Origin of the sequence: Sphingomonas sp. JC676 (assembly GCF_014489075.1) — a bacterium.
Lineage (GTDB): Bacteria > Pseudomonadota > Alphaproteobacteria > Sphingomonadales > Sphingomonadaceae > Sphingomonas.
In genome coordinates this window covers 230,800-249,610 of record NZ_JACTGR010000006.1, presented here as the reverse complement: position 1 = coordinate 249,610, position 18,811 = coordinate 230,800, and the positions used below count along the sequence as shown (strand labels likewise).

Annotated in this window: 19 protein-coding genes; 11 read left to right on the top strand and 8 right to left on the bottom strand. The window is 65.9% G+C overall.

The genetic code is table 11. From position 1 onward, the window contains the following. Positions 1-9: 9 nt before the first annotated feature. From IAG41_RS19700 to IAG41_RS19675, 6 genes are all read left to right on the top strand, one after another. Positions 10-2,325, top strand: coding sequence for a DNA translocase FtsK (locus tag IAG41_RS19700; protein WP_187730371.1), 2,316 nt, complete (start codon positions 10-12; stop codon positions 2,323-2,325). A gap of 131 nt (positions 2,326-2,456) precedes the next feature. Beyond that, complete coding sequence (locus IAG41_RS19695) at positions 2,457-3,017, top strand: LolA family protein (RefSeq protein ID WP_187730518.1); 561 nt, start codon at positions 2,457-2,459, stop codon at positions 3,015-3,017. A 243-nt stretch (positions 3,018-3,260) separates the two neighbouring features. Next, positions 3,261-4,043 (top strand): exodeoxyribonuclease III, encoded by a 783-nt coding sequence (locus IAG41_RS19690; protein ID WP_187730370.1) that lies wholly within the window; start codon positions 3,261-3,263, stop codon positions 4,041-4,043. Beyond that, positions 4,040-5,098 carry a GTP cyclohydrolase II gene (gene ribA, locus IAG41_RS19685; protein WP_187730369.1) on the top strand — a complete coding sequence of 353 codons (1,059 nt, stop codon included), beginning with the start codon at positions 4,040-4,042 and terminating at the stop codon, positions 5,096-5,098. The genes IAG41_RS19690 and ribA overlap by 4 nt, the downstream gene beginning before the upstream one ends. A gap of 78 nt (positions 5,099-5,176) precedes the next feature. Then, positions 5,177-5,419, top strand: a complete 243-nt coding sequence (locus tag IAG41_RS19680) for a hypothetical protein (protein ID WP_187730368.1) — start codon at positions 5,177-5,179, stop codon at positions 5,417-5,419. Positions 5,420-5,454: 35 nt separating this feature from the next. Then, positions 5,455-5,892 carry a hypothetical protein gene (locus IAG41_RS19675; protein WP_187730367.1) on the top strand — a complete coding sequence of 146 codons (438 nt, stop codon included), beginning with the start codon at positions 5,455-5,457 and terminating at the stop codon, positions 5,890-5,892. Positions 5,893-6,044: 152 nt separating this feature from the next. Here the strand turns inward: IAG41_RS19675 and IAG41_RS19670 are convergent, their stop codons facing one another. Together IAG41_RS19670 and IAG41_RS19665 are read right to left on the bottom strand one after the other, a co-directional pair. Further along, on the bottom strand, positions 6,045-6,749 hold the full coding sequence (locus tag IAG41_RS19670) for an HAD family hydrolase (protein ID WP_187730366.1): 705 nt from the start codon (positions 6,747-6,749) through the stop codon (positions 6,045-6,047). Then, positions 6,746-7,414, bottom strand: a complete 669-nt coding sequence (locus IAG41_RS19665; protein ID WP_187730365.1) for a YggS family pyridoxal phosphate-dependent enzyme — start codon at positions 7,412-7,414, stop codon at positions 6,746-6,748. Before IAG41_RS19665 ends, IAG41_RS19670 begins: the two co-directional genes overlap by 4 nt. A 22-nt stretch (positions 7,415-7,436) precedes the next feature. On the opposite strand from IAG41_RS19665, the gene IAG41_RS19660 reads away from it, so the two are divergent. After that, the gene (locus IAG41_RS19660) at positions 7,437-7,964 is read left to right on the top strand and encodes a thiamine phosphate synthase (RefSeq protein WP_187730364.1); all 528 of its coding nucleotides are present in this window, start codon (positions 7,437-7,439) and stop codon (positions 7,962-7,964) included. 7 nt (positions 7,965-7,971) lie between these two features. Here the strand turns inward: IAG41_RS19660 and IAG41_RS19655 are convergent, their stop codons facing one another. Beyond that, positions 7,972-8,694, bottom strand: coding sequence for a hypothetical protein (locus tag IAG41_RS19655; protein ID WP_316251189.1), 723 nt, complete (start codon positions 8,692-8,694; stop codon positions 7,972-7,974). 173 nt (positions 8,695-8,867) lie between these two features. Here IAG41_RS19655 and IAG41_RS19650 point away from each other — a divergent pair, with 173 nt between their 5' ends. From IAG41_RS19650 to holA, 4 genes are read left to right on the top strand one after another with little or no spacing between them, the layout of a single operon-like run. Beyond that, positions 8,868-9,299 carry a DUF3576 domain-containing protein gene (locus tag IAG41_RS19650; RefSeq protein WP_187730362.1) on the top strand — a complete coding sequence of 144 codons (432 nt, stop codon included), beginning with the start codon at positions 8,868-8,870 and terminating at the stop codon, positions 9,297-9,299. A gap of 11 nt (positions 9,300-9,310) precedes the next feature. Further along, a complete protein-coding gene (gene leuS / locus IAG41_RS19645; RefSeq protein WP_187730361.1) occupies positions 9,311-11,818 on the top strand; it encodes a leucine--tRNA ligase in 2,508 nt (835 codons plus the stop codon). After that, complete coding sequence (gene lptE / locus IAG41_RS19640; protein WP_187730360.1) at positions 11,815-12,327, top strand: LPS assembly lipoprotein LptE; 513 nt, start codon at positions 11,815-11,817, stop codon at positions 12,325-12,327. Before leuS ends, lptE begins: the two co-directional genes overlap by 4 nt. After that, on the top strand, positions 12,324-13,346 hold the full coding sequence (gene holA, locus IAG41_RS19635) for a DNA polymerase III subunit delta (RefSeq protein WP_187730359.1): 1,023 nt from the start codon (positions 12,324-12,326) through the stop codon (positions 13,344-13,346). Before lptE ends, holA begins: the two co-directional genes overlap by 4 nt. Here holA and IAG41_RS19630 read toward each other — a convergent pair. From IAG41_RS19630 to mnmE, 5 genes are read right to left on the bottom strand one after another with little or no spacing between them, the layout of a single operon-like run. Beyond that, a complete protein-coding gene (locus IAG41_RS19630; protein ID WP_187730358.1) occupies positions 13,343-14,236 on the bottom strand; it encodes a ParB/RepB/Spo0J family partition protein in 894 nt (297 codons plus the stop codon). The two genes, holA and IAG41_RS19630, sit on opposite strands and share 4 nt — an antisense overlap. Next, on the bottom strand, positions 14,233-15,015 hold the full coding sequence (locus IAG41_RS19625; protein WP_187730357.1) for a ParA family protein: 783 nt from the start codon (positions 15,013-15,015) through the stop codon (positions 14,233-14,235). The genes IAG41_RS19630 and IAG41_RS19625 overlap by 4 nt, the downstream gene beginning before the upstream one ends. After that, entirely contained in the window at positions 15,012-15,635 is a 624-nt protein-coding gene (gene rsmG / locus IAG41_RS19620) for a 16S rRNA (guanine(527)-N(7))-methyltransferase RsmG (RefSeq protein WP_187730356.1), read from the bottom strand. The genes IAG41_RS19625 and rsmG overlap by 4 nt, the downstream gene beginning before the upstream one ends. Continuing rightward, a complete protein-coding gene (gene mnmG, locus IAG41_RS19615) occupies positions 15,632-17,464 on the bottom strand; it encodes a tRNA uridine-5-carboxymethylaminomethyl(34) synthesis enzyme MnmG (protein ID WP_187730355.1) in 1,833 nt (610 codons plus the stop codon). The genes rsmG and mnmG overlap by 4 nt, the downstream gene beginning before the upstream one ends. Before the next feature lie 57 nt (positions 17,465-17,521). Next, positions 17,522-18,808: a tRNA uridine-5-carboxymethylaminomethyl(34) synthesis GTPase MnmE gene (mnmE, locus tag IAG41_RS19610; protein WP_187730354.1), complete on the bottom strand. Its 1,287-nt coding sequence runs from the start codon at positions 18,806-18,808 to the stop codon at positions 17,522-17,524. Between the last annotated feature and the right edge of the window lie 3 nt (positions 18,809-18,811).

Genomic DNA, 18,811 nt, shown 5'->3' with positions numbered 1-18,811 from the left:
GGCTGGGCCATGGCGTCCCGGGCACAAGCGCCGCTGTGGCGCGACACGATGAAGGCTGGTGCGCGCCGCAGCGGCGCGCTGATCGGCGGAACCTTGCTGTTCCTCGCCACGATGGCGCTTATTTTCGCATTGCTGACTTATCACTCCTCGGATCCTTCGCTGAACACCGCCGCTGCGGGTCCGGCGCGCAACCTACTGGGCGGCGGCGGCGCCTGGGCCGCCGATCTGCTGCTCACCGCCCTCGGACTGCCCGTGGCTCTGCTCGCGCCGGTGGGGCTGATCGTCGCGCACCGGCTGTGGCTCGATCGGCCGATCGGCCATTGGGTGAAGATGCTGCGCGGCGCGTTGATCGGCGTGGTGCTGATCGCCACCGCGCTCGCCTTCTTCTCCAGTGACGCGGTGCTCTCGCTGCCCGGCGGCTGGGGCGGCCTAATCGGGCTCAGCATCGCCGGCCTGTTCAACTGGCTGATCGGTTTCGTCGGCGATCCGACCGCCGCCTTCTGGGCCGGACGCGGCCTCGGCCTGATCTTTGCGCTGGCCGGTGCCTTCCTCTGGTGGCGCAGCCTCGATTTCACTCTGCCCGAGCGCAGCCGCGGACCCGTGATCCGCATGCCGAGCCTCACCGGGCCCGCCAAGCTGCCGCTGCTGCGCGGCCCCGAGCCCGAGGAGCGCATGCCCTCGCGCGAATCGCGCGAGCCGCGCAAGGTGGTGGTGCCCGATAATCGCCCCGGCCCGGTGATCGCCGATCGCTCGATCTCGCCCTCGCCCGCCAAGGCCAAGCCGCCGGTCCAGTCGTCGCTCGATTTCAAGGACAGCTACAAGCTGCCGCCGCTCGACCTGCTCAAGGCCGCGCCGGTCAACAAGAATGCCGGGATCGACAAGGCCGCGCTGGAGCGCAACGCCCGGCTGCTCGAAAGCGTGCTCGACGATTTCAACGTCAAGGGCCAGATCGTCGAGGTCCGCCCCGGCCCCGTCGTCACCATGTATGAGCTTGAGCCCGCTTCGGGGATCAAGGCGAGCCGAGTCATCCAGCTTGCCGACGACATCGCCCGCAACATGAGCGCCATCTCGGCCCGCGTCGCAACCATTCCCGGACGTAGCGTGATCGGCATCGAGCTGCCCAACGCCACGCGCGAGCCGGTCAATCTCCACGAGCTGGTCGGCAGCCAGAGCTTCGAGGATCAGGGCGCATCGCTGCCCCTCGTCCTGGGCAAGAACATCGCCGGCGAACCGATCATCGCCGATCTCGCGCCGATGCCGCATCTGCTCGTCGCCGGCACGACCGGCTCGGGCAAGTCGGTGGGCCTCAACTGCATGATCCTGTCCTTGCTCTACCGGCTGACGCCGGATCAGTGCCGGATGATCATGATCGATCCCAAGATGCTCGAATTGAGCATGTACAAGGGCATCCCGCATCTGCTCGCGGACGTCGTCACCGATCCACCCAAGGCGGTGCGCGCGCTCAAATGGGCGGTCGAGCAGATGGAGGACCGCTACCGGATGATGGCCTCGGTCAACGTCCGCAGCCTGGCGAGCTTCAACGACAAGGTGCGCCAGGCGAAAGCGAAGGGCCAGAAGCTCGGCCGCAAGGTCCAGGTCGGCTATGATTCGGACACCGGCAAGCCGCTCTACGAGGAGGAGACGCTCGATCTCCAGCCGCTGCCGCAGATCGTCGTGATCGTCGACGAGCTGGCGGACCTGATGATGACCGCGGGCAAGGAAGTCGAGTTCCTCATCCAGCGCCTCGCGCAAAAGGCCCGCGCGGCGGGCATCCACCTGATCATGGCGACCCAGCGCCCCTCGGTTGACGTCATCACCGGCGTGATCAAGGCGAACCTGCCCACCCGGATCAGCTTCCACGTCACCTCGAAGATCGATTCGCGCACCATATTGGGTGAGCAGGGCGCTGAGCAGCTGCTCGGCAAGGGCGACATGCTCTACATGCCCGGTGGCAAGCAGATCGTCCGCGTCCATGGCCCGTTCGTCAGCGACGACGAGGTCCAGGCGGTGTCGGACTTCTGGCGCTCGCAGGGCGCGCCCGACTATATCACCGCAGTCACCGAGGAACCCGAGGACGGCGGCTTCGCGCTGGAGGGCAGCCCCGACGGCGACGACAGCCCCGAGGAACAGCTCTATCGCCGCGCCACCCAACTGGTTGCCGAAAGCCAGAAGGCATCGACGTCATGGCTGCAACGCCAGCTCCGCGTCGGCTATAACAGCGCGGCGCGCCTGATCGAGCGGATGGAGAAGGACGGGCTCGTCTCACGCCCCGATCATGTCGGCCGCCGCGAAGTGCTGATGGATACTGACGGAAGGCCCCTCTAAGGGATCGAATCGCGGGCGCAGCGGGTTCAGGGGACATTCAATCCCCGCCGCCTAGCGGCATCAGCCTGCAATTGGAGAGATTTCACGTGTTTGCACGGCCCCTCGCCTTCACCCTCGCCCTCGCGGCGCCGATGCTGGTCTCCGCCGCCGAGCCTGAGCTCCTGCAGGTGCAGCAACACCTTCAGGGCGTCAGCTCGATGGTCGCCAATTTCGCGCAGACTGACCGCAACGGCCGCACGCTGACCGGCACGATGACGCTCAAGCGCCCCGGCAAGATCCGCTTCCAGTATCAGAAGGGCGTGCCGCAGCTGATCGTCGCGGACGGCTCCAGCCTCTATTTCATCGATTATCAGGTCCGCCAGGTCGATCGCTGGCCGATCGGCAATTCGCCGCTCGCGGTGCTGCTCAATCCCAAGCGCGACATCACCAAATTCTCGAAGCTGCTGCCCACGCGCGATCCCAACGTGGTCTCGATCGAGGTGCATGATTCGCAGCATCCCGAATATGGCCGGATCACGATGATCTTCCAGAAGCAGCCCGGCGCTCCGGCGGGATTGATGCTCCAGGGCTGGGTCGCGCTCGATTCGCAGAACAACCGCACGACGATCCGTCTCTCCGATCAACGTTTCAACACCAACGTCTCGGACGGTACCTTCCGCTGGAACGACCCACGGCCGCAGGGACGCCGCTGACCGCATTCTGTGAATATCTGTGAATATCGTTCATGTGAGCGACAGGTTCGGGCACCTAGAAGGGCAGTCGCGGAAGTGGGGATCAACCCCAGGATTTTCCCCCTGTTGCCTGGGTGGCTCCATTTCCTGCCTGCGTGACGAACGCTAGGTCGGCCCTCGCTCCATTGCCCCCGGAGCGGGGGCCTTTCCTTTTTTGGCGTCGCCCCGACTGGCACTGCTTCACAAAAACGCTACATCGCAGCGATGAAGATCGCCTCGTGGAACATCAACTCGGTCCGCTTCCGCATCGAAATCGTCGAACAGTTCCTGCGCGAGGAATCGCCGGACATATTGTGTCTCCAGGAGACCAAGGTGATCGACGGCGATTTCCCCGAAGCGCCGTTTCGCGCGCTCGGCTATGACCGCGTCATCAAGCACGGCCAGAAGATGCACCATGGCGTGGCGATCATCAGCCGCGTGCCGGTGGTCGAGGACGACCGGTTCGACTGGCAGGCCAACCAGGAAGCGCGCCATGTCGGCGTGCGGCTTCCCAACGGCGTGCGGCTCGAAAATGTCTATGTTCCCGCCGGCGGCGACATCCCCGATCGCGAGGTGAACCCCAAGTTCGGCCAGAAGCTCGATTTCGTCGAACGGATGACTGAGTGGGCGGCCGATCTCAGCGTCCCCACGATCCTGACCGGCGACTTCAACATTGCTCCGCTAGAATGCGACGTCTGGAGCCACAAGCAATTGCTCGATGTCGTCAGCCATACGCCGATCGAGGTCGAGGCGCTGGGCCGACTCCAGGCGGCGCATGACTGGGTCGATCTCGGCCGCCGCTTCATCCCTGCGCCCGAGCGCAACTTCACCTGGTGGAGCTACCGTTCCAAGGACTGGACCGCGAACGATCGCGGCCGCCGGCTCGATCATATGTGGGCAAGCCGCGAAGTCGCCGACAAGGCGACCAGCCATAAGGTGTGCGAGCCGTGCCGCTCCTGGCTCAAGCCGTCGGACCATGTCCCGATCATCACCGAGTTCGACTTTTGAGCGGCGCCCGCGCCGCGGCCGAGGCAGTCGACGCGCTCCGGCGCGGCTGGCCGATCGCGATTCGCGGGAATGGCGGTACGCTCCGACTCCTCGCGGTCGAGACCGCCGATGCCGAGCGGCTGGCGGCGTTCGATCCCGACGCCCATGCGCCCGTGCTGCTCTCCGCCGGCCGCGCGGCGACGCTCAAGCTCTCCAACCAGCTCGAGGCGGCGGCGCCCGATTGCCCGGTGCTGGTCGAGCGCGTGCCCTGGCTTGATTTCGACACCGCGACCGCGCTTTCCGATCCGCAATTCGATCTCGCCACCCCGCTCAAGGGCCCCTTCCGCGCAATTCCGGTCGAGGCGCCCGACGCGGCCGAGGCCGCGCTCCGTCTTGCGCGGATCGCCGGGCTGCTCCCCGCCTTCTTCGCGATCGCGGCCGAGGATGCGAACGCGATCACCCTCGCCGATATCGATGCGCATGAGGACGCCGATCGCCTGCGTATCGTCGGCCGCGCGCGATTGCCGATCGAGGGGGCCGAGGAAGCCGAGATCGTCGCCTTCCGCACCGACGAGATGCCCGGCGAGCATGTCGCGCTGCTGATCGGCCAGCCCGACGGCAAGCCGCCCTTGGTGCGGCTCCACAGCGAATGCCTGACCGGCGACGTGCTCGGCAGCCTCAAATGCGATTGCGGGCCGCAGCTCCAGGGGGCGATCGGCGAGATCGAGAAGAGCGGCTGGGGCATATTGCTCTATCTGCGCCAGGAGGGCCGCGGCATCGGCCTGATCAACAAGCTCCGCGCCTATGCGCTACAGGACCAGGGCTTCGACACGGTCGACGCCAATACCAGGCTCGGCTTCGCGGTCGACGCGCGCAACTTCCGCATCGCCGCGCGGATGCTAGCCTTGCTCGGGCAGCGGCAAATCCGCCTGCTCACCAACAATCCGCAAAAGGTCGAGACGCTGCGCGCAGCCGGCGTCGACGTGATCGAGCGCGTGCCGCACATCCTCCCCGCCAATCCCCACAATATCCGCTATCTCGCCACCAAGCGCGACCGGACGGGGCATGATTTCTAGCGGCGCGCGCACGAACCTGATCGCGCAGGACCGGCCCCGGGGATTGACACCATCGCCTTCCGCATCTCAGCTTCTGCCATGCTTCGATTGAGCGCTTGGCTGGTTCAGGTTCGCGGTGCCGGGTGGTTCACCCGCGGCGCATCGGGTTCGCTGTTTCCCTTCCCGTTCCTCTGGCAGGGCTGGGCGCTGTTCGGCGGATTCCTCCTGTTGTTGGTCGGCACGATCCTGATCCGGGGCGGTGACATCGCCTGGCCGATGAGGATCCTTGCCGTCCTCGCCTATCTCGGCATCGCTTATTGGACGATCGAGCCCGACCGCTGACCCTCGCCGCACGCGCAATTTTCCAGGGGCAATCGATGCGCTACTTCCTCGACACCGAATTCAACGGCTTTTGCGGCGATCTGATCGCGCTGGCGCTGGTGCCTGAGGACGCGGCGCTGCCGCCCTTCTATGCGGCGCTGGAATGCCCAAAGCCCACCCTCTGGGTCGCCGAGCACATCCTGCCCGTCCTGAACACCGAACTCGTATCGCGCGACACGCTCGGTCATGGCCTCGCCGCCTATCTGAGCAACGATCCCGAACCCTTGCTCTTCGCCGACTGGCCCGAGGATATCGCCCATGCCGCGATGATGCTGGTCGCTGGCCCTGGGCGGCGATACGCGATCGATCGCATCAAGTTCGAGCTGTGCGACGCCTTGGGCTTCGATTCGGCGGCACTCAGCCAGGTACCGCACAATGCACTAAGCGACGCCACAGCGCTGCGCGCTTTCATCCTGCGGCGGGAGGGGCGTTAGGGGCCTTGCGATGTAGGATTTCACCTGCAACGCCGTGCAGGCCCTTTCTCATCGTCAAAGTCCCAAAAACCCCGATTTCGGGGGAAGGTTTTTCGACATAGTGGGTGTCAACCGTGTCAACTTCCCCCGCCGGCGAATCGCGACTCGAGCCCTCAGGCGATCAGTCGAGCGACCTCATCGAAATCATGCGCGATATCGCGAACGCCCAGCGCCCGCAGCCGATCGGCATGGTCGGGCGCGCAGTGCGATCCCGCGCACAGCCCGATGACATGCGCGCCGGAGGCGACTGCCCCGGTCACGCCCACCGGCGAATCCTCCAGGATCACGCAATCGGCGATGTCCACGCCCAGCGCCGCGGCCGCATGCAGATAGAGATCGGGCGCCGGCTTGCCCCGCGTGACATGCTCACGGCCGCTGAAGATCTTGTCGCCGAACGCATCGCGGATTCCGAGATGCTCAAGATGGCGACTGATCCATTTGGTCGAGCTGGACGAAGCGATGGCGCGCGGCAGTGAGGGTGGCAGCGAACAGACGAAGCGGATTGCCCCCGCCACCTCGGGCAGTCCCTCCTCCAGCACGCGGCGATCCTCATCGGCGCGCGCGGCGTGGAAATCGTCGGGAATCGCCCGCCCGATCCAGCGCTCGATCGCGGAGAGAAAGTCCGCGCCCGCCAGCCCCATGAAGTTCGCCATCGAATCTTCAGGGCTCGTCGGATGGCCGATGCTGGTCAGATATTCGGCGATCTGGCGGTTGCCGGCATATTCGCTTTCGAGCAGCACCCCGTCGAAATCGAACAGAATCGCGCGGAACCGCGTGGCAAGCGGCACGATCGGCCGATTGGGCTCGTCGAGCTTCATGTCCGTGCTCCGAACAAAGCAGTGCCGACGCGGACATGTGTCGCGCCGATCGTCACCGCGGTCTCGTAATCGCCCGACATGCCCATGCTGAGGCAATCCAGCCCGTGGTCGCGCGCCAACTTGGCGAGCAAGGCGAAATAGGGCGCGGGCTCCAGGTCGGCCGGCGGCACACACATCAGGCCGGCGAGTGGCAGGTCGGCAGCGCGCGCCTCGGCGAGCAACCCGGGCAGCGCCGCGACCGCGCAGCCGCCCTTTTGCGGCTCGTCGCCGATATTGACCTGGACGAAGCAAAGCGGCCGCTTGCCCGCTCTGTCCATCGCATGCGCGAGCGCGGTCACCAGCGAGAGACGGTCGACCGAATGAATTGCGTCAAACAGCGCGACCGCCTCGTCCGCCTTGTTCGACTGCAGCTGACCGACCAGGTGGAGCGCAAGTCCAGAAGTCGTCTCGCGCAACTCCGGCCATTTGCCCGCGGCCTCCTGGACGCGATTCTCGCCGAAGGCGCGCTGGCCGGCGGCGATCAGCGGGCGGATCGCATCCGCATCGTGCATCTTGGAGACGGCGATCAACGTCACCGCCTCCACCTTCCGGCTGGCAAGCTCTGCGGCGCGGGCAATCGCGGTGCGTACTTCCGCGAGCTGCTGACTGGCGTCGTCACTGGGCATGCGCGGCGCTATAGGCAGGGCGATGCGCCGCCGCTACCCTCTCCCGCAGCTCTGGCTGATGACCGATGAGCGGATGGGCGAGAAATTATGGCTCGCGCTCGAGCGGCTGCCGCCGGGCAGCGGCGTGGTCTTCCGCCATTATTCGCTGCCCCTCGCCGAGCGCCGCGCGCTGTTCGGCCGCGTCACCCGCGTGGCGCGAAGGCGGCGGCTGGTCCTGCTGCGCGCGGGATCGACGCCTCTCGGGCGCGACGAGACGGGAACCCACGGCACCAATCGCCGCCGACAGGGCCTCCATACCCGCTCCGCCCATTCGCGGCGCGAGGCCGTTGCGGCCCAGCGCGCCGGCGCGGACGCGATCTTCGTCTCGCCGGTCTTCGCCACCCGATCCCATCCCGGCGCCAGCGCATTGGGGCGGGCCCGATTCGGGTTGCTGGTGCGAAACCTGGACGTTCCGGTAATCGCGCTGGGCGGCTTGGACGCCCGGCGCGCGGCCGGGCTCTGGCAGATCGGGCCTTATGGCTGGGCGGCGATCGACGCCTGGACCGCTTGACGATCGCTTAGAAGCGGAAGGCCGTTCCCACATACACCGCCTGGCTGTCGCGGCGGTTGTCGGTGATCTTGGGCAGGCGATCACGCTCGCTCTTGTAGCGCACGCCTGCGGTCACATCGAGATTGCGGGTCAGCGAATAGGAGCCGCCGAGATCGACCGAATAGCTCGGCTTGTCGCCGATCAGGATCGGCGTGTCGACCAGCGGACGATCGCTGGCGGCCTGGAGACGGCCGCTGACGCGCTTGCCGGTGTAGCTCACACCGACATCGGCATGCTCGCGGCTGCCCGGCTGGGTAATCAGGTCGATATGCGCGACGTCGCCCGAGACGGCGAAGCGCTTCCAACCGACCGAGACGCCCAGATTATAGGCGATCGGCGCGAGGCTGACCGAAGGCGCCGCTGCGCCCGGCACACGGCTGGCGCTCTGCAGCGCACGAGTCGAACGGGCGCGGACCGCTACCGTCACGGCGCGACCGGTGCCGCGACGCGACTCGGCCGGCGTGAAGCGGAAGCCGTTGTCGGGCAGGCCGCTGCGCGCGAGGATCGCAGCTAGCTTGGGATCGGCGGCGGCGGGGGTGAAGGCTCCCAGCCCACCCAGAACCGCCTCGCTCCTCTGAGCGACCGCGCGTTCGCGGTTCCGCTCCTGTGCCTGAAGCGCGGGCGACGCGACGATACCGGCGGCGCAAATGGCCCCCAGTCCCAGTCCCGTCATCCAGCGTCCAACACGCATTTGCATCCCTCTTCTATGGTGAGCGCTACCATGATTCGGAACCAAGGTTCCACCGGTGGCACAAATATAGTGCGAGTGTTGCCGGACTCACACAGATTCGCGGCGCCTTGCTCCCGCCACACGAGCCCCTATAGATGCTCTCCGCTAATCCCTTGCCCTGTAGGAATCTACCGATGAACCGCCTGTTGCGCACCGCGATCCTGGGGTCGCTCGCTCTTTCGATCACCGCTTGCGGCGGCAAGTCACGTCCCGAAGCCGATCTCGCAGCCTCGAAGGTGACGACGATCGGCGTCAATTCCTATCTGTGGCGCGCTACGCTCGACACGCTGAGCTTCATGCCTTTGCTCCAGACCGATTCCAACGGCGGCGTGATCGTCACCGACTGGTACGTGAACCCCAACACGCCGACCGAGCGGATGAAGGTGACCGTGACCGTGCTCGACCAGGATCTGCGCGCCGATGCGCTCCGCGTCGCCGCGCTGCGCGAGATCAACCGTTCGGGCGCCTGGGTGGCGGCTCCGGTGCAGGCAGCGACGGTGCAGAAGCTTGAGGATATCATCCTCACGCGTGCCCGCGACCTGCGCCGCGCCGCGATCGCAAACTAACGGACAAGCCCATGGCGTCGCGCTTCAACCCGCTCAAGGCGGACGCGACGTGGCAGAAGGCGTGGGAAGAACGCCGCACCTTCGCCGCGCGTGACGATTCGCCCAAGCCCAAGAGCTATGTGCTCGAGATGTTCCCGTACCCATCGGGCCGCATCCATATGGGGCATGTCCGCAACTATACGATGGGCGACGTGCTCGCGCGCTTCCGCCGGATGCGCGGCATGGAAGTGCTCCACCCGATGGGCTGGGACGCGTTCGGCATGCCCGCCGAAAATGCCGCGATGGAGAAGAAGGTCCATCCCGGCACCTGGACCCGTGCCAATATCGCGACGATGAAGGCGCAGCTCAAGCGGCTGGGCTTCGCACTCGACTGGACGCGCGAGATCGCGACCTGCGAGCCCGAATATTACGGCCACGAACAGGCGCTGTTCCTCGATTTCTTCGAATCCGGGCTGGTCTATCGCAAGGAATCGGCGGTCAACTGGGATCCGGTCGACATGACCGTGCTGGCCAATGAGCAGGTGATCGACGGGCGCGGTTGGCGCTCGGGGGCGCTGATCGAGCGGCGCAAGCTCAGCCAATGGTTCCTCAAGATCACGCAGTTCGCCGACGAACTGTTGGAGGGCGTCCAGGCGCTCGAGCATTGGCCCGACAAGGTCAAGCTGATGCAGGAGAACTGGATCGGCAAGTCCGAGGGCCTGCAGTTCCGCTTCAAGCTGTCTGACGGCGGCGAGGTCGAGGTGTTCACGACGCGCCCGGACACGATCTTCGGGTCTAGCTTCGTCGCGATCGCGGCCGATCATCCGATCGCGCAGAAGCTAGCGGCCGGAAATCCCGAAGCTGCTGCGTTCATCGAGCTGTGCAAGCAGGGCGGCACCACCGCGGCCGAATTGGAGACGCAGGAGAAGCTGGGCTTCGACACCGGCATCCGTGCCACGCATCCCTTTGATCCGGCATGGGAATTGCCGGTCTATATCGCAAACTTCGTGCTGATGGACTATGGCACCGGCGCCGTGTTCGGCGTGCCGGCGCATGACCAGCGCGATTTCGAGTTCGCGACCAAGTACAAACTGCCGATCCGTCGCGTCGTCTCCGAAGGCGACAAGACCGATCCCGAATTCCACGACAACGAAGCCTATACCGGCCCGGGGACGCTGGTGAATTCGCATTTCCTCGACGGGATGGACGTGACCGACGCCAAGCGCGCGGTGATCCGCCGCGCCGAGGAGGGCGGCTGGGGCACCGGGACCACGGTTTGGCGCCTGCGCGACTGGGGTGTGAGCCGCCAGCGCTATTGGGGCACGCCGATTCCGATCATCCATTGCGAGAGCTGCGGCGTCGTCGCGGCCCCGCGCGGATCGCTGCCGATCAAGCTGCCCGAGGATGTCAGCTTCGACATTCCCGGCAATCCGCTCGATCGCCACCCGACCTGGAAGAATGTCGACTGTCCGAAATGCGGCGCGCCTGCACGGCGCGAGACCGACACGCTCGACACCTTCGTCGATTCATCCTGGTATTTCATACGCTTCGCCAGCCAGCCCGACGACAAGCCGTTCGACAAGGCGGTCGCCGAGCAATGGCTGCCGGTCGGCCAGTATATCGGCGGCGTCGAGCATGCGATCCTGCACCTGCTCTATGCCCGCTTCTGGACCCGCGCGCTCAGCCATCTCGGCAAGCTCGACGTGGCCGAGCCTTTCTCGGGTCTGTTCACCCAGGGCATGGTGACGCACGAAACCTACAAGTCCCTGGATGGTCGCTGGCTCTCCCCGGAGGAAATCCGCAAGGACAGCGCCGGCGTCCTCGAAATCACCTCGGGCGAGCCGGCGGAAGTCGGCCGCATCGAGAAGATGTCCAAGTCCAAGAAGAACACCGTCGATCCCGAACCGATCGTCGACCAGTATGGCGCCGACGCAGTGCGCTGGTTCATGCTCTCTGACAGCCCGCCCGAGCGTGATCTGGAGTGGAGCGAGAATGGCATCGAAGGCGCCTGGCGCTTTGTCCAGCGGCTATGGCGGCTGTTCGACGGGCTCGAAGATGCTTCGGGCGAGGACAAGGATCTCGACCGCAAGCTCCACCGCACGATTGCCGGCGTCGCCGAGGATATCGAGGCGCTGACCTTCAACAAGGCGGTCGCCAAGCTCTACGAGCTGGTCAACGCGATCGAGCGCGCCGATCCCTCCGCCTCGCGCACCAATGCGATCCGCAGTCTCGCCCGCGTCGTTGCGCCGATGGTGCCGCATCTCGCCGAGGAAGCCTGGGCCGCGATGGGCAATGCGGAGATGATCGCCGACGCGCCCTGGCCCGAAGTCGACCCCGCCCTGCTCGTCGACGATGAGGTGACGATCGCAGTGCAGGTCAATGGCAAGCTGCGCGATACGCTGGTGATGCCAAAGGGTGCGCCACGCGATATCGTCGAGGCCGCGGCACTTGCGTCCGACAAGATCGTTCGGGTGCTCGAAGGCAAGCCGCCAAGGAAAGTGATCGTCGTGCCCGATCGTCTGGTGAATCTCGTCGCATGAAGCGCGCCGCGCTCCTGTTCATCGCCATGGTGGCGCTTTCGGGCTGCGGCCTGCGCCCGCTCTATGGCGGCGGCTCGGCGGGTACGGTGCAATCGACGCTAGCGGCGATCCAGGTCGCGCCGATCCAGGGTCAATCGGGCTGGTTGGTCGCAAACGCGTTGCGCGACCGGCTCGGCGCCGGCGGCGAATCGACTGCGCGCTATGAGCTTCAGGTGCGGCTCGACGATTCCATCGCCGGCCTGGGCGTTCGGCGCGACGATTCGGTCGCCCGCGAGCGCCGCACCCTGCGTGCGCGCTACCAGCTCATCGATCTGAGCAACGGATCGGTGGTGCTCGATGCAACCGCGGGCTCAGACGCGGGCATCGATGTCGTCGGGTCCGAATATGCGACGATTGCAGCCGAAAAGAGCGCGCTCGAGCGGCTTTCGGGCATCGTCGCCGACCAGATCATCGCGCGCGTCGGCCGCTACGCCCAGTCCCGCGCTGCGGCGCCCGCCGCACCGCAATGAAGGCAAGCGCGGTCCAGATCCGCGCTGCTGTCGACGCGCCCAAGCCGGAGACGCGGCTTTATCTGTTCCACGGCCCCGACGAAGCCGGCGCCTCCGATCTCGCGGCGCGGCTAGCGCGCGCGCTGGGGCCCGAAGCCGAGCGGATCGACATCGACATGAAGGCGCTGCGCGAACAGCCCGGCCGCCTCGCCGACGAGGCCGCGTCGATGTCGCTGTTCGGCGGCGTGCGCTATGTGCGCGTGCAGGGTATCGAAGAAGGTGCGGCTGAGGCGGTTACGCTGCTGCTCAACGCCGAACGCGCCGGCAACCCGGTGGTAGCGATCGGTCCCGGGCTCAAGGCAAGCGGCAAGCTGGTCAAAATGGCGATCGCCGCCCCCGCCGCGATGGCGCATGCCTGTTATGTGCCCGAGGGCGTGGATGCAGCACGGCTTGCCTCGACCGTAGCGCGCGAACATGGCTTGCGCCTCACCGGAGATGTGCCGCAAAGGCTGGCTTCCGCCAGTGGTGGCGACCGGGCGATCCTAGCGCGCGAGATTGAGAAGCTAGCGCTCTATCTCGACGCCGCACACGATCGACCGCGCGACGCCGACGGCGTGGCGCTCGATGCGATCGGCGCCGATCTGAACGATGTCGAACTCCATCACGCCATCGACGCGGTGATCGATGGCCGCGTCGCCGACATCGGTAGCGAACTCGCGCATCTGAGCGAAGGAGGCGGATCGGCAATTCCCCTGCTCCGCCAACTGGCGCGGCGGCTGATGACGCTGGCAGAGCTGCGCAGCGACATGGACTCCGGCATAAGTTCCGATGAAGTTATTGAAAAACATAGAATTTTTTTCAGAGAAAAGGCTGCCTACAGCCGTGCCCTACGGCGCTGGAATTCCCCCCAGATCGCCCGTGCTCTTGATCGCGTTCGCCAGACAGAACGCGCGCTAATGCATTCCGCCAGCGCAGGCGAAGTCCTTGCCGATGCCGAATGCACCGCGATCGCCCGGGCCGCGGCGCGCGCCCGGGGCTAGATCCGTTCGCCGCTGAGCCGCTGGCAAACCATGTCAAGCTGATCGAGCGTCGAATAGCTCAGCGTCAGCGTGCCGCCCTTGGGGCCATAGGACACCTTGACGTTCAGGCCGAGCACATCGCCGAGTTGGCGCTCGAGCGCCGCGATATCGGCATCGCGGCCGCTGATTTCCCCGTCGCCGCGTTTCGTCGAAGGTTTGGCCGCGCGCGCCAGCTTCTCGGTCTCGCGTACCGACAATCCCTTGGCCGCAACTTCGCGCGCCAGCTTCTCGGGATCGGGCGCGCCGAGCAGCGCCCGGGCATGACCCATGTCGATCTCGCCCCGAACCACCATCTCGCGCACCGCAGGCGGCAGATCGAGCAAGCGCAACAGATTAGCGACATGGCTACGGGATTTGTGGACGATCTTACCCAGCACTTCCTGGGTATGGCCGAACTCGCCAATCAGCCGGGCATAGCCCTCGGCCTCTTCGATCGCATTGAGATCCTGCCGTTGGATATTCTCGATCAGCGCGATCTCGAGCGCTTCGACGTCGCTCAGCTCACGGACGACGACTGGTACTTCGTGGAGTCGCGCCCGCTGTGCCGCACGCCAGCGGCGCTCGCCGGCGACGATCTGATAGCTGTGCCCGTGCGGCCGCACGAAGATCGGCTGGATCATCCCGCGCGCCGCGATCGACTCCGCCAGGTTCTGAAGCGCTTCTTCATCGAAATGACGGCGCGGCTGGTTCGGATCGGGAACGAGTGAGCTGATCGGCAGCATGCGAATGCCCGAATTCGCTTCGGGCGTGCCGGCGATCGGCTCTTCGCGGATATTGTCGCCGAGTAGCGAGGAAAGGCCGCGGCCGAGACCAGGGCGAGGCTTGCGGGAAGCGGCTGTCGGTTCGGTCATGCGGCTTTCTTCAACTTAGGCAGTCGATCGATCACTTCGCGTGCGAGCGCGATATAGGCCTCCGAGCCCGCGCATTTGTAATCATAGATCAGCGCCGGGACGCCGTGGCTGGGCGCTTCCGACAAGCGCACGTTGCGCGGAATCACCGTGTCGAACACCACCTTGCCGAGCACCGCGCGCACGTCGTCCGAAACCTGGTCGGTCAGCCGGTTGCGGCGATCATACATGGTCAGCGCGACGCCGAGGATAGACAGGCCAGGGTTGAAGCGGCTCCGAATGCGCTCGACGGTGTTGAGCAACTGGCTGAGCCCCTCCAGCGCGAAGAACTCGCACTGCAGCGGCACGAGCAATGCGTGCGCCGCTACCATTGCGTTGATCGTCAGCAACCCCAGCGACGGCGGGCAGTCGATCAGCACGACATCCCATCGATTAGCGACGTGACGGGCAAGTGCGGCATCCAGCCGGTGCGTGCGCGCATCGAACTCTATCAGCTCGATTTCCGCACCCGACAGATCCTGCGTCGCTGGGATGATATCGAGCCCAGGAACGCGCGTGCTGATGACGACGTCCTCAAGATTCACGTCGCTCACGAGCAGATCATAGCTCGATCGTTCGCGCTCCGCCCGGCCAATGCCGAGCCCGGTCGACGCATTGCCCTGCGGATCGAGATCGATCAGCAACACGCGCATTCCCGTAGCGGCCAGCGCGGTGCCGACATTGATCGCCGTCGTGGTCTTGCCGACGCCACCCTTCTGGTTCGCGATCGTGATGCAGATCATCTTGGGCGTACCCCTTGCGCGATCACGATTCCCGAATCTGGCTGCGTGATGCTTGGTTCCACGTGAAACGAACCTTGCCAGTTCGAGCGCGCTGCTTCCACCTCCGAATGCGCATTCCGACCCTTTGGCAACAACCAGACTGTGGATGAATCTGTGCAGTGTTGCGTGGATAGGATGAGTTGAGACAATTCGGCGACTGCGCGCGCCGAAACCACTGCCGCGCGATTGACAGGATGGTAGCTTTCGATCTTGCTCCCCTGCACCGTGACGCGCTTCTCCAGTCCGAGCTCGGCGGCAGCCTCGCGGAGAAACGCGACTCGCCTGGCACGCGGTTCGACGAGCACTAGCGGCCGGTCGAGCAAAATCGCCACCACCAGTCCCGGCAAGCCCGCACCGCTTCCAACGTCGACCCAAGCGCCCCTGCCGGCACCAACCGCGAGCGGCACAAGCTGCGCAGAATCGACGAGATGTCGCGCCCACAGCGTATCCAGTGTCGACGCCGCGATCAGATTTTGATGCGTTGCTTCGCGTCGCAAGATCACATCGAAGCGCTCTAACAGCGTTTCACGTGAAACACCGAAATTTGTGCGAACCCATTCGCGCGCGTCGCCCTCGGTCACGCGGCGAACCGACGCGCATGAAGCAGGATGGCGCTTAGTGCAGCGGGCGTAATGCCCCGGATCCGCGATGCCGCGCCCAAAGTGTCGGGCCTAGCCGCGTCCAGCCGCTCGACCATTTCATTCGAGAGCCCGGGCACGGCGGCATAGTCTATCGTCTGGCTGAGCCGAACATTGTCATTTCCGCGCAACTCCGTGACCTCGGCCTGCTGCCGCTCCAAATAGGGCGCATAGCGCGCATCCTCGACGAACTCTGCGAGCATCGCGGGGTCGATGTCGGTCTCGATGCCTACATGCTCCAGCGACACCATCGGAAAGCGCAGCCAATCGCGCGCGAACCGCCGCGTTCCATCCTGCGCCACCACCGCGCCACGTGCGCGAAGCACGCTCGGAGTCAGCTCGACCGAGAATGCCCGATCCAAGTCCGCGCGTTGCACCGCTCGGTCACGCTGCCGTTCGATACGCTCGGGCCCGAGGCAACCCACCTCCCCGGCGAGCGGTGACAGCCGCGTCTCCGCATTGTCGGCGCGCAGCCGCAGGCGGAACTCTGCGCGGGCAGTGAGCATGCGATAGGGCTCGGTCACGCCCTGCAGGACGAGATCGTCGATCATCACGCCGAGATAGCTGGTCGCGCGGTCAAGTAGTAGCGGCTCGGTCGAAAAAGCATGGCCCGCCGCATTGAGTCCGGCCACCAGGCCCTGCCCCGCCGCTTCCTCATAACCGGTCGTGCCGTTGATCTGCCCGGCAAAGTAGAGCCCGGGGATCGCGCCGAGCGCCAGCGTGCGATCCAGTGCACGCGGATCGATATAGTCATACTCGACCGCGTAGCCCGGCACGACGATCTCCGCCCGCTCCAGACCCGGAATCGAGGCGACCATTGCCCGTTGGACGTCAACCGGCAACGATGTCGACATCCCATTGGGATAGATCAGATGTGTGTCCAGGCCTTCGGGCTCGAGGAAGATCTGGTGCCCGTCGCGATCGCCGAAACGATGCACCTTGTCCTCGATCGACGGGCAATAACGCGGGCCCTGCGCATCGATCGCGCCGGTGAACAGCGGCGAGCGGTCCAGGCTGGAGCGGATCGCATCATGTGTGGCGCCAGTGGTTCGGGTCACGGCGCAGTGCAGCTGCGGCAGACGACGCGCCCTCGACACCGGCGACATCGTCCACGGATCGGCGTCGCTCGGCTGCTCGGCGGTGCGCGTCCAGTCGATCGTGCGACCGTCGATTCGCGGTGGCGTCCCCGTCTTGAGTCGCCCCATCGGTAGCGTAAGTTCGCGAAGCTGCTCGGCGAGACGCACCGCTGAGGACTCGTTGACGCGTCCACCTTCGAAACGCTCCTCGCCGCGAAACATCCGTCCACCCAGGAAAGTGCCGGTCGCCAGCACGATGGCCCGAGCGCGAATCGACGTGCCGTCCGCAAGTCTCACCCCCGCGATCTTCCCGCCGTCGATCAGCAATTGAGCAGCTTCGCCGGGCACGACGCGCAGATTTACTGTTGCCGCCAGCATCGCCTGGATCGCGGCGGCATAACGCGCCCGATCCGCCTGGACGCGCGGACCCTGGACCGCAGTTCCCTTGCTGCGGTTGAGCATGCGGTAATGAATGCCCGCCAAATCAGCTGCCCGAGCAATGAGCCCATCGAACGCATCTACCTCGCGAACCAGATGCCCTTTGCCCAACCCGCCGATCGCCGGATTGCACGACATCGCGCCCAGCTTGGACAGGTCGAAGCTCAGCAGCGCCGTGCGTGCGCCGCGCCGCGCTGCCGCCGCGGCTGCTTCGGTGCCGGCATGCCCGCCGCCGATGACGATAACGTCGAATTCCATGCCGGCTCGCTAGTGGCTCATGTTCGTCGCGTCAAAACTGTTCCATGTGGAACGTGTCTATTTTCCAATACAGAACCGCGCGAACAGCGCGTCGAGCACATCCTCGGTCCCCGCCCTACCTGTGATTGCATCCAGCGCCGCGCGGGCGGCGCGGAGCTCCTCCGCGAAGAATAAAGGATCGAACTGGAGCGAAGCGCGCTCCAGTGCCCCACGAGCGCGTTGGCATAGTGTCCGCTGCCTCGCATTGAGCGCCACCAGATCGGGCGGCGGCAACAGCCCCCTCGCCAGCGCACCGATGCGGTCCCAAAGCTCGGTCAAGCCGGTTCCTTCGATCGCTGAGATGGAAACATCCTCGCCAGCGGCCGGAGCACGGCCCGGTGCATCCGCACGCGCGCGAACCCAGATAACGCTCGGCAGCCCCTGCGGCGGCGCATCCCCCAGCCAGAGAACGATGTCCGCCGCGTCCATCGCATATAGCGCGCGCTCCACCCCGATCCGCTCGATGGGATCGGAGGTCGCATCCGCGAGGCCCGCCGTATCGGTCAGCACATAGGCGATGCCATCCCGGACCACCGGTGCCTCGATCCGGTCGCGTGTGGTCCCCGCTATCGGAGAGACGATCGCGGCATCGCGCTCGGCGAGCGTATTGAACAAAGTCGACTTGCCCGCATTGGTCGGACCGGCAAGCACGACCCGCAGCCCATCACGCAGCCGTTCCACCGGCGGTCGCGACGCAACGACCGCAATCGCCTCGGCAAGTTGCGATGCTCGATTTTGCAGGCCGGCCAGCGGATCGTAGCGCGCAACATCATCTTCGTCGCCATGATCGAGCACCGCTTCGACCCGCGCCGAGAGCTCGAGCAACTGCACAGTCCAGCCCTCGACCTCACGCCGAACCGCGCCTTCCGCCGATCGCACTGCCGCGCGGCGCTGTGCCTCGGTCTCTGCCATCAGCAGATCGCCGAGTCCCTCGGCCTCGCTCACATCGAGCCGTCCGTTCATGAGCGCGCGGCGCGTGAACTCGCCCGGCTCAGCCGCCCGTAGCCCCGGCATCGCGCCAAGTCCGGCCTCCACCGCCCGCACAACGGCGCGTCCGCCATGCAGATGGAGTTCGACAACATCTTCCCCGGTCGCGCTGAGCGGCCCGCGGAAGCAAAGCAGCAACGCGCGATCGAGCAGTTCGCCGTCGCGCGGATCACGCAGCGCGCGAAGTCCCGCCTGGCGCGGCTTGGGCAACGGACCAGCCAATGCCTCGGCTGCGGCGAACGCGACCGGTCCGCTCAGCCGCAGCACCGCTATCGCAGCGGGCGGCGCTCCACTGGAGACCGCGAAAATCGTGTCCATTCC

Bases quoted from the DNA above. Each gene is read 5' to 3' on its own strand.
- IAG41_RS19665 (WP_187730365.1), bottom strand. From the start codon at position 7,414: ATGCCCAGTGACGACGCCAGTCAGCAGCTCGCGGAAGTACGCACCGCG.
- IAG41_RS19630 (WP_187730358.1), bottom strand. From the start codon at position 14,236: ATGACCGAACCGACAGCCGCTTCCCGCAAGCCTCGCCCTGGTCTCGGC.
- IAG41_RS19695 (WP_187730518.1), top strand. From the start codon at position 2,457: ATGCTGGTCTCCGCCGCCGAGCCTGAGCTCCTGCAGGTGCAGCAACAC.
- IAG41_RS19675 (WP_187730367.1), top strand. From the start codon at position 5,455: ATGCGCTACTTCCTCGACACCGAATTCAACGGCTTTTGCGGCGATCTG.
- IAG41_RS19670 (WP_187730366.1), bottom strand. From the start codon at position 6,749: ATGAAGCTCGACGAGCCCAATCGGCCGATCGTGCCGCTTGCCACGCGG.
- IAG41_RS19655 (WP_316251189.1), bottom strand. From the start codon at position 8,694: ATGCGTGTTGGACGCTGGATGACGGGACTGGGACTGGGGGCCATTTGC.
- mnmE (WP_187730354.1), bottom strand. From the start codon at position 18,808: ATGGACACGATTTTCGCGGTCTCCAGTGGAGCGCCGCCCGCTGCGATA.
- IAG41_RS19700 (WP_187730371.1), top strand. From the start codon at position 10: ATGGCGTCCCGGGCACAAGCGCCGCTGTGGCGCGACACGATGAAGGCT.
- leuS (WP_187730361.1), top strand. From the start codon at position 9,311: ATGGCGTCGCGCTTCAACCCGCTCAAGGCGGACGCGACGTGGCAGAAG.
- IAG41_RS19625 (WP_187730357.1), bottom strand. From the start codon at position 15,015: ATGATCTGCATCACGATCGCGAACCAGAAGGGTGGCGTCGGCAAGACC.
- IAG41_RS19660 (WP_187730364.1), top strand. From the start codon at position 7,437: ATGCGCCGCCGCTACCCTCTCCCGCAGCTCTGGCTGATGACCGATGAG.
- lptE (WP_187730360.1), top strand. From the start codon at position 11,815: ATGAAGCGCGCCGCGCTCCTGTTCATCGCCATGGTGGCGCTTTCGGGC.
- holA (WP_187730359.1), top strand. From the start codon at position 12,324: ATGAAGGCAAGCGCGGTCCAGATCCGCGCTGCTGTCGACGCGCCCAAG.
- IAG41_RS19650 (WP_187730362.1), top strand. From the start codon at position 8,868: ATGAACCGCCTGTTGCGCACCGCGATCCTGGGGTCGCTCGCTCTTTCG.
- IAG41_RS19690 (WP_187730370.1), top strand. From the start codon at position 3,261: ATGAAGATCGCCTCGTGGAACATCAACTCGGTCCGCTTCCGCATCGAA.
- mnmG (WP_187730355.1), bottom strand. From the start codon at position 17,464: ATGGAATTCGACGTTATCGTCATCGGCGGCGGGCATGCCGGCACCGAA.
- IAG41_RS19680 (WP_187730368.1), top strand. From the start codon at position 5,177: ATGCTTCGATTGAGCGCTTGGCTGGTTCAGGTTCGCGGTGCCGGGTGG.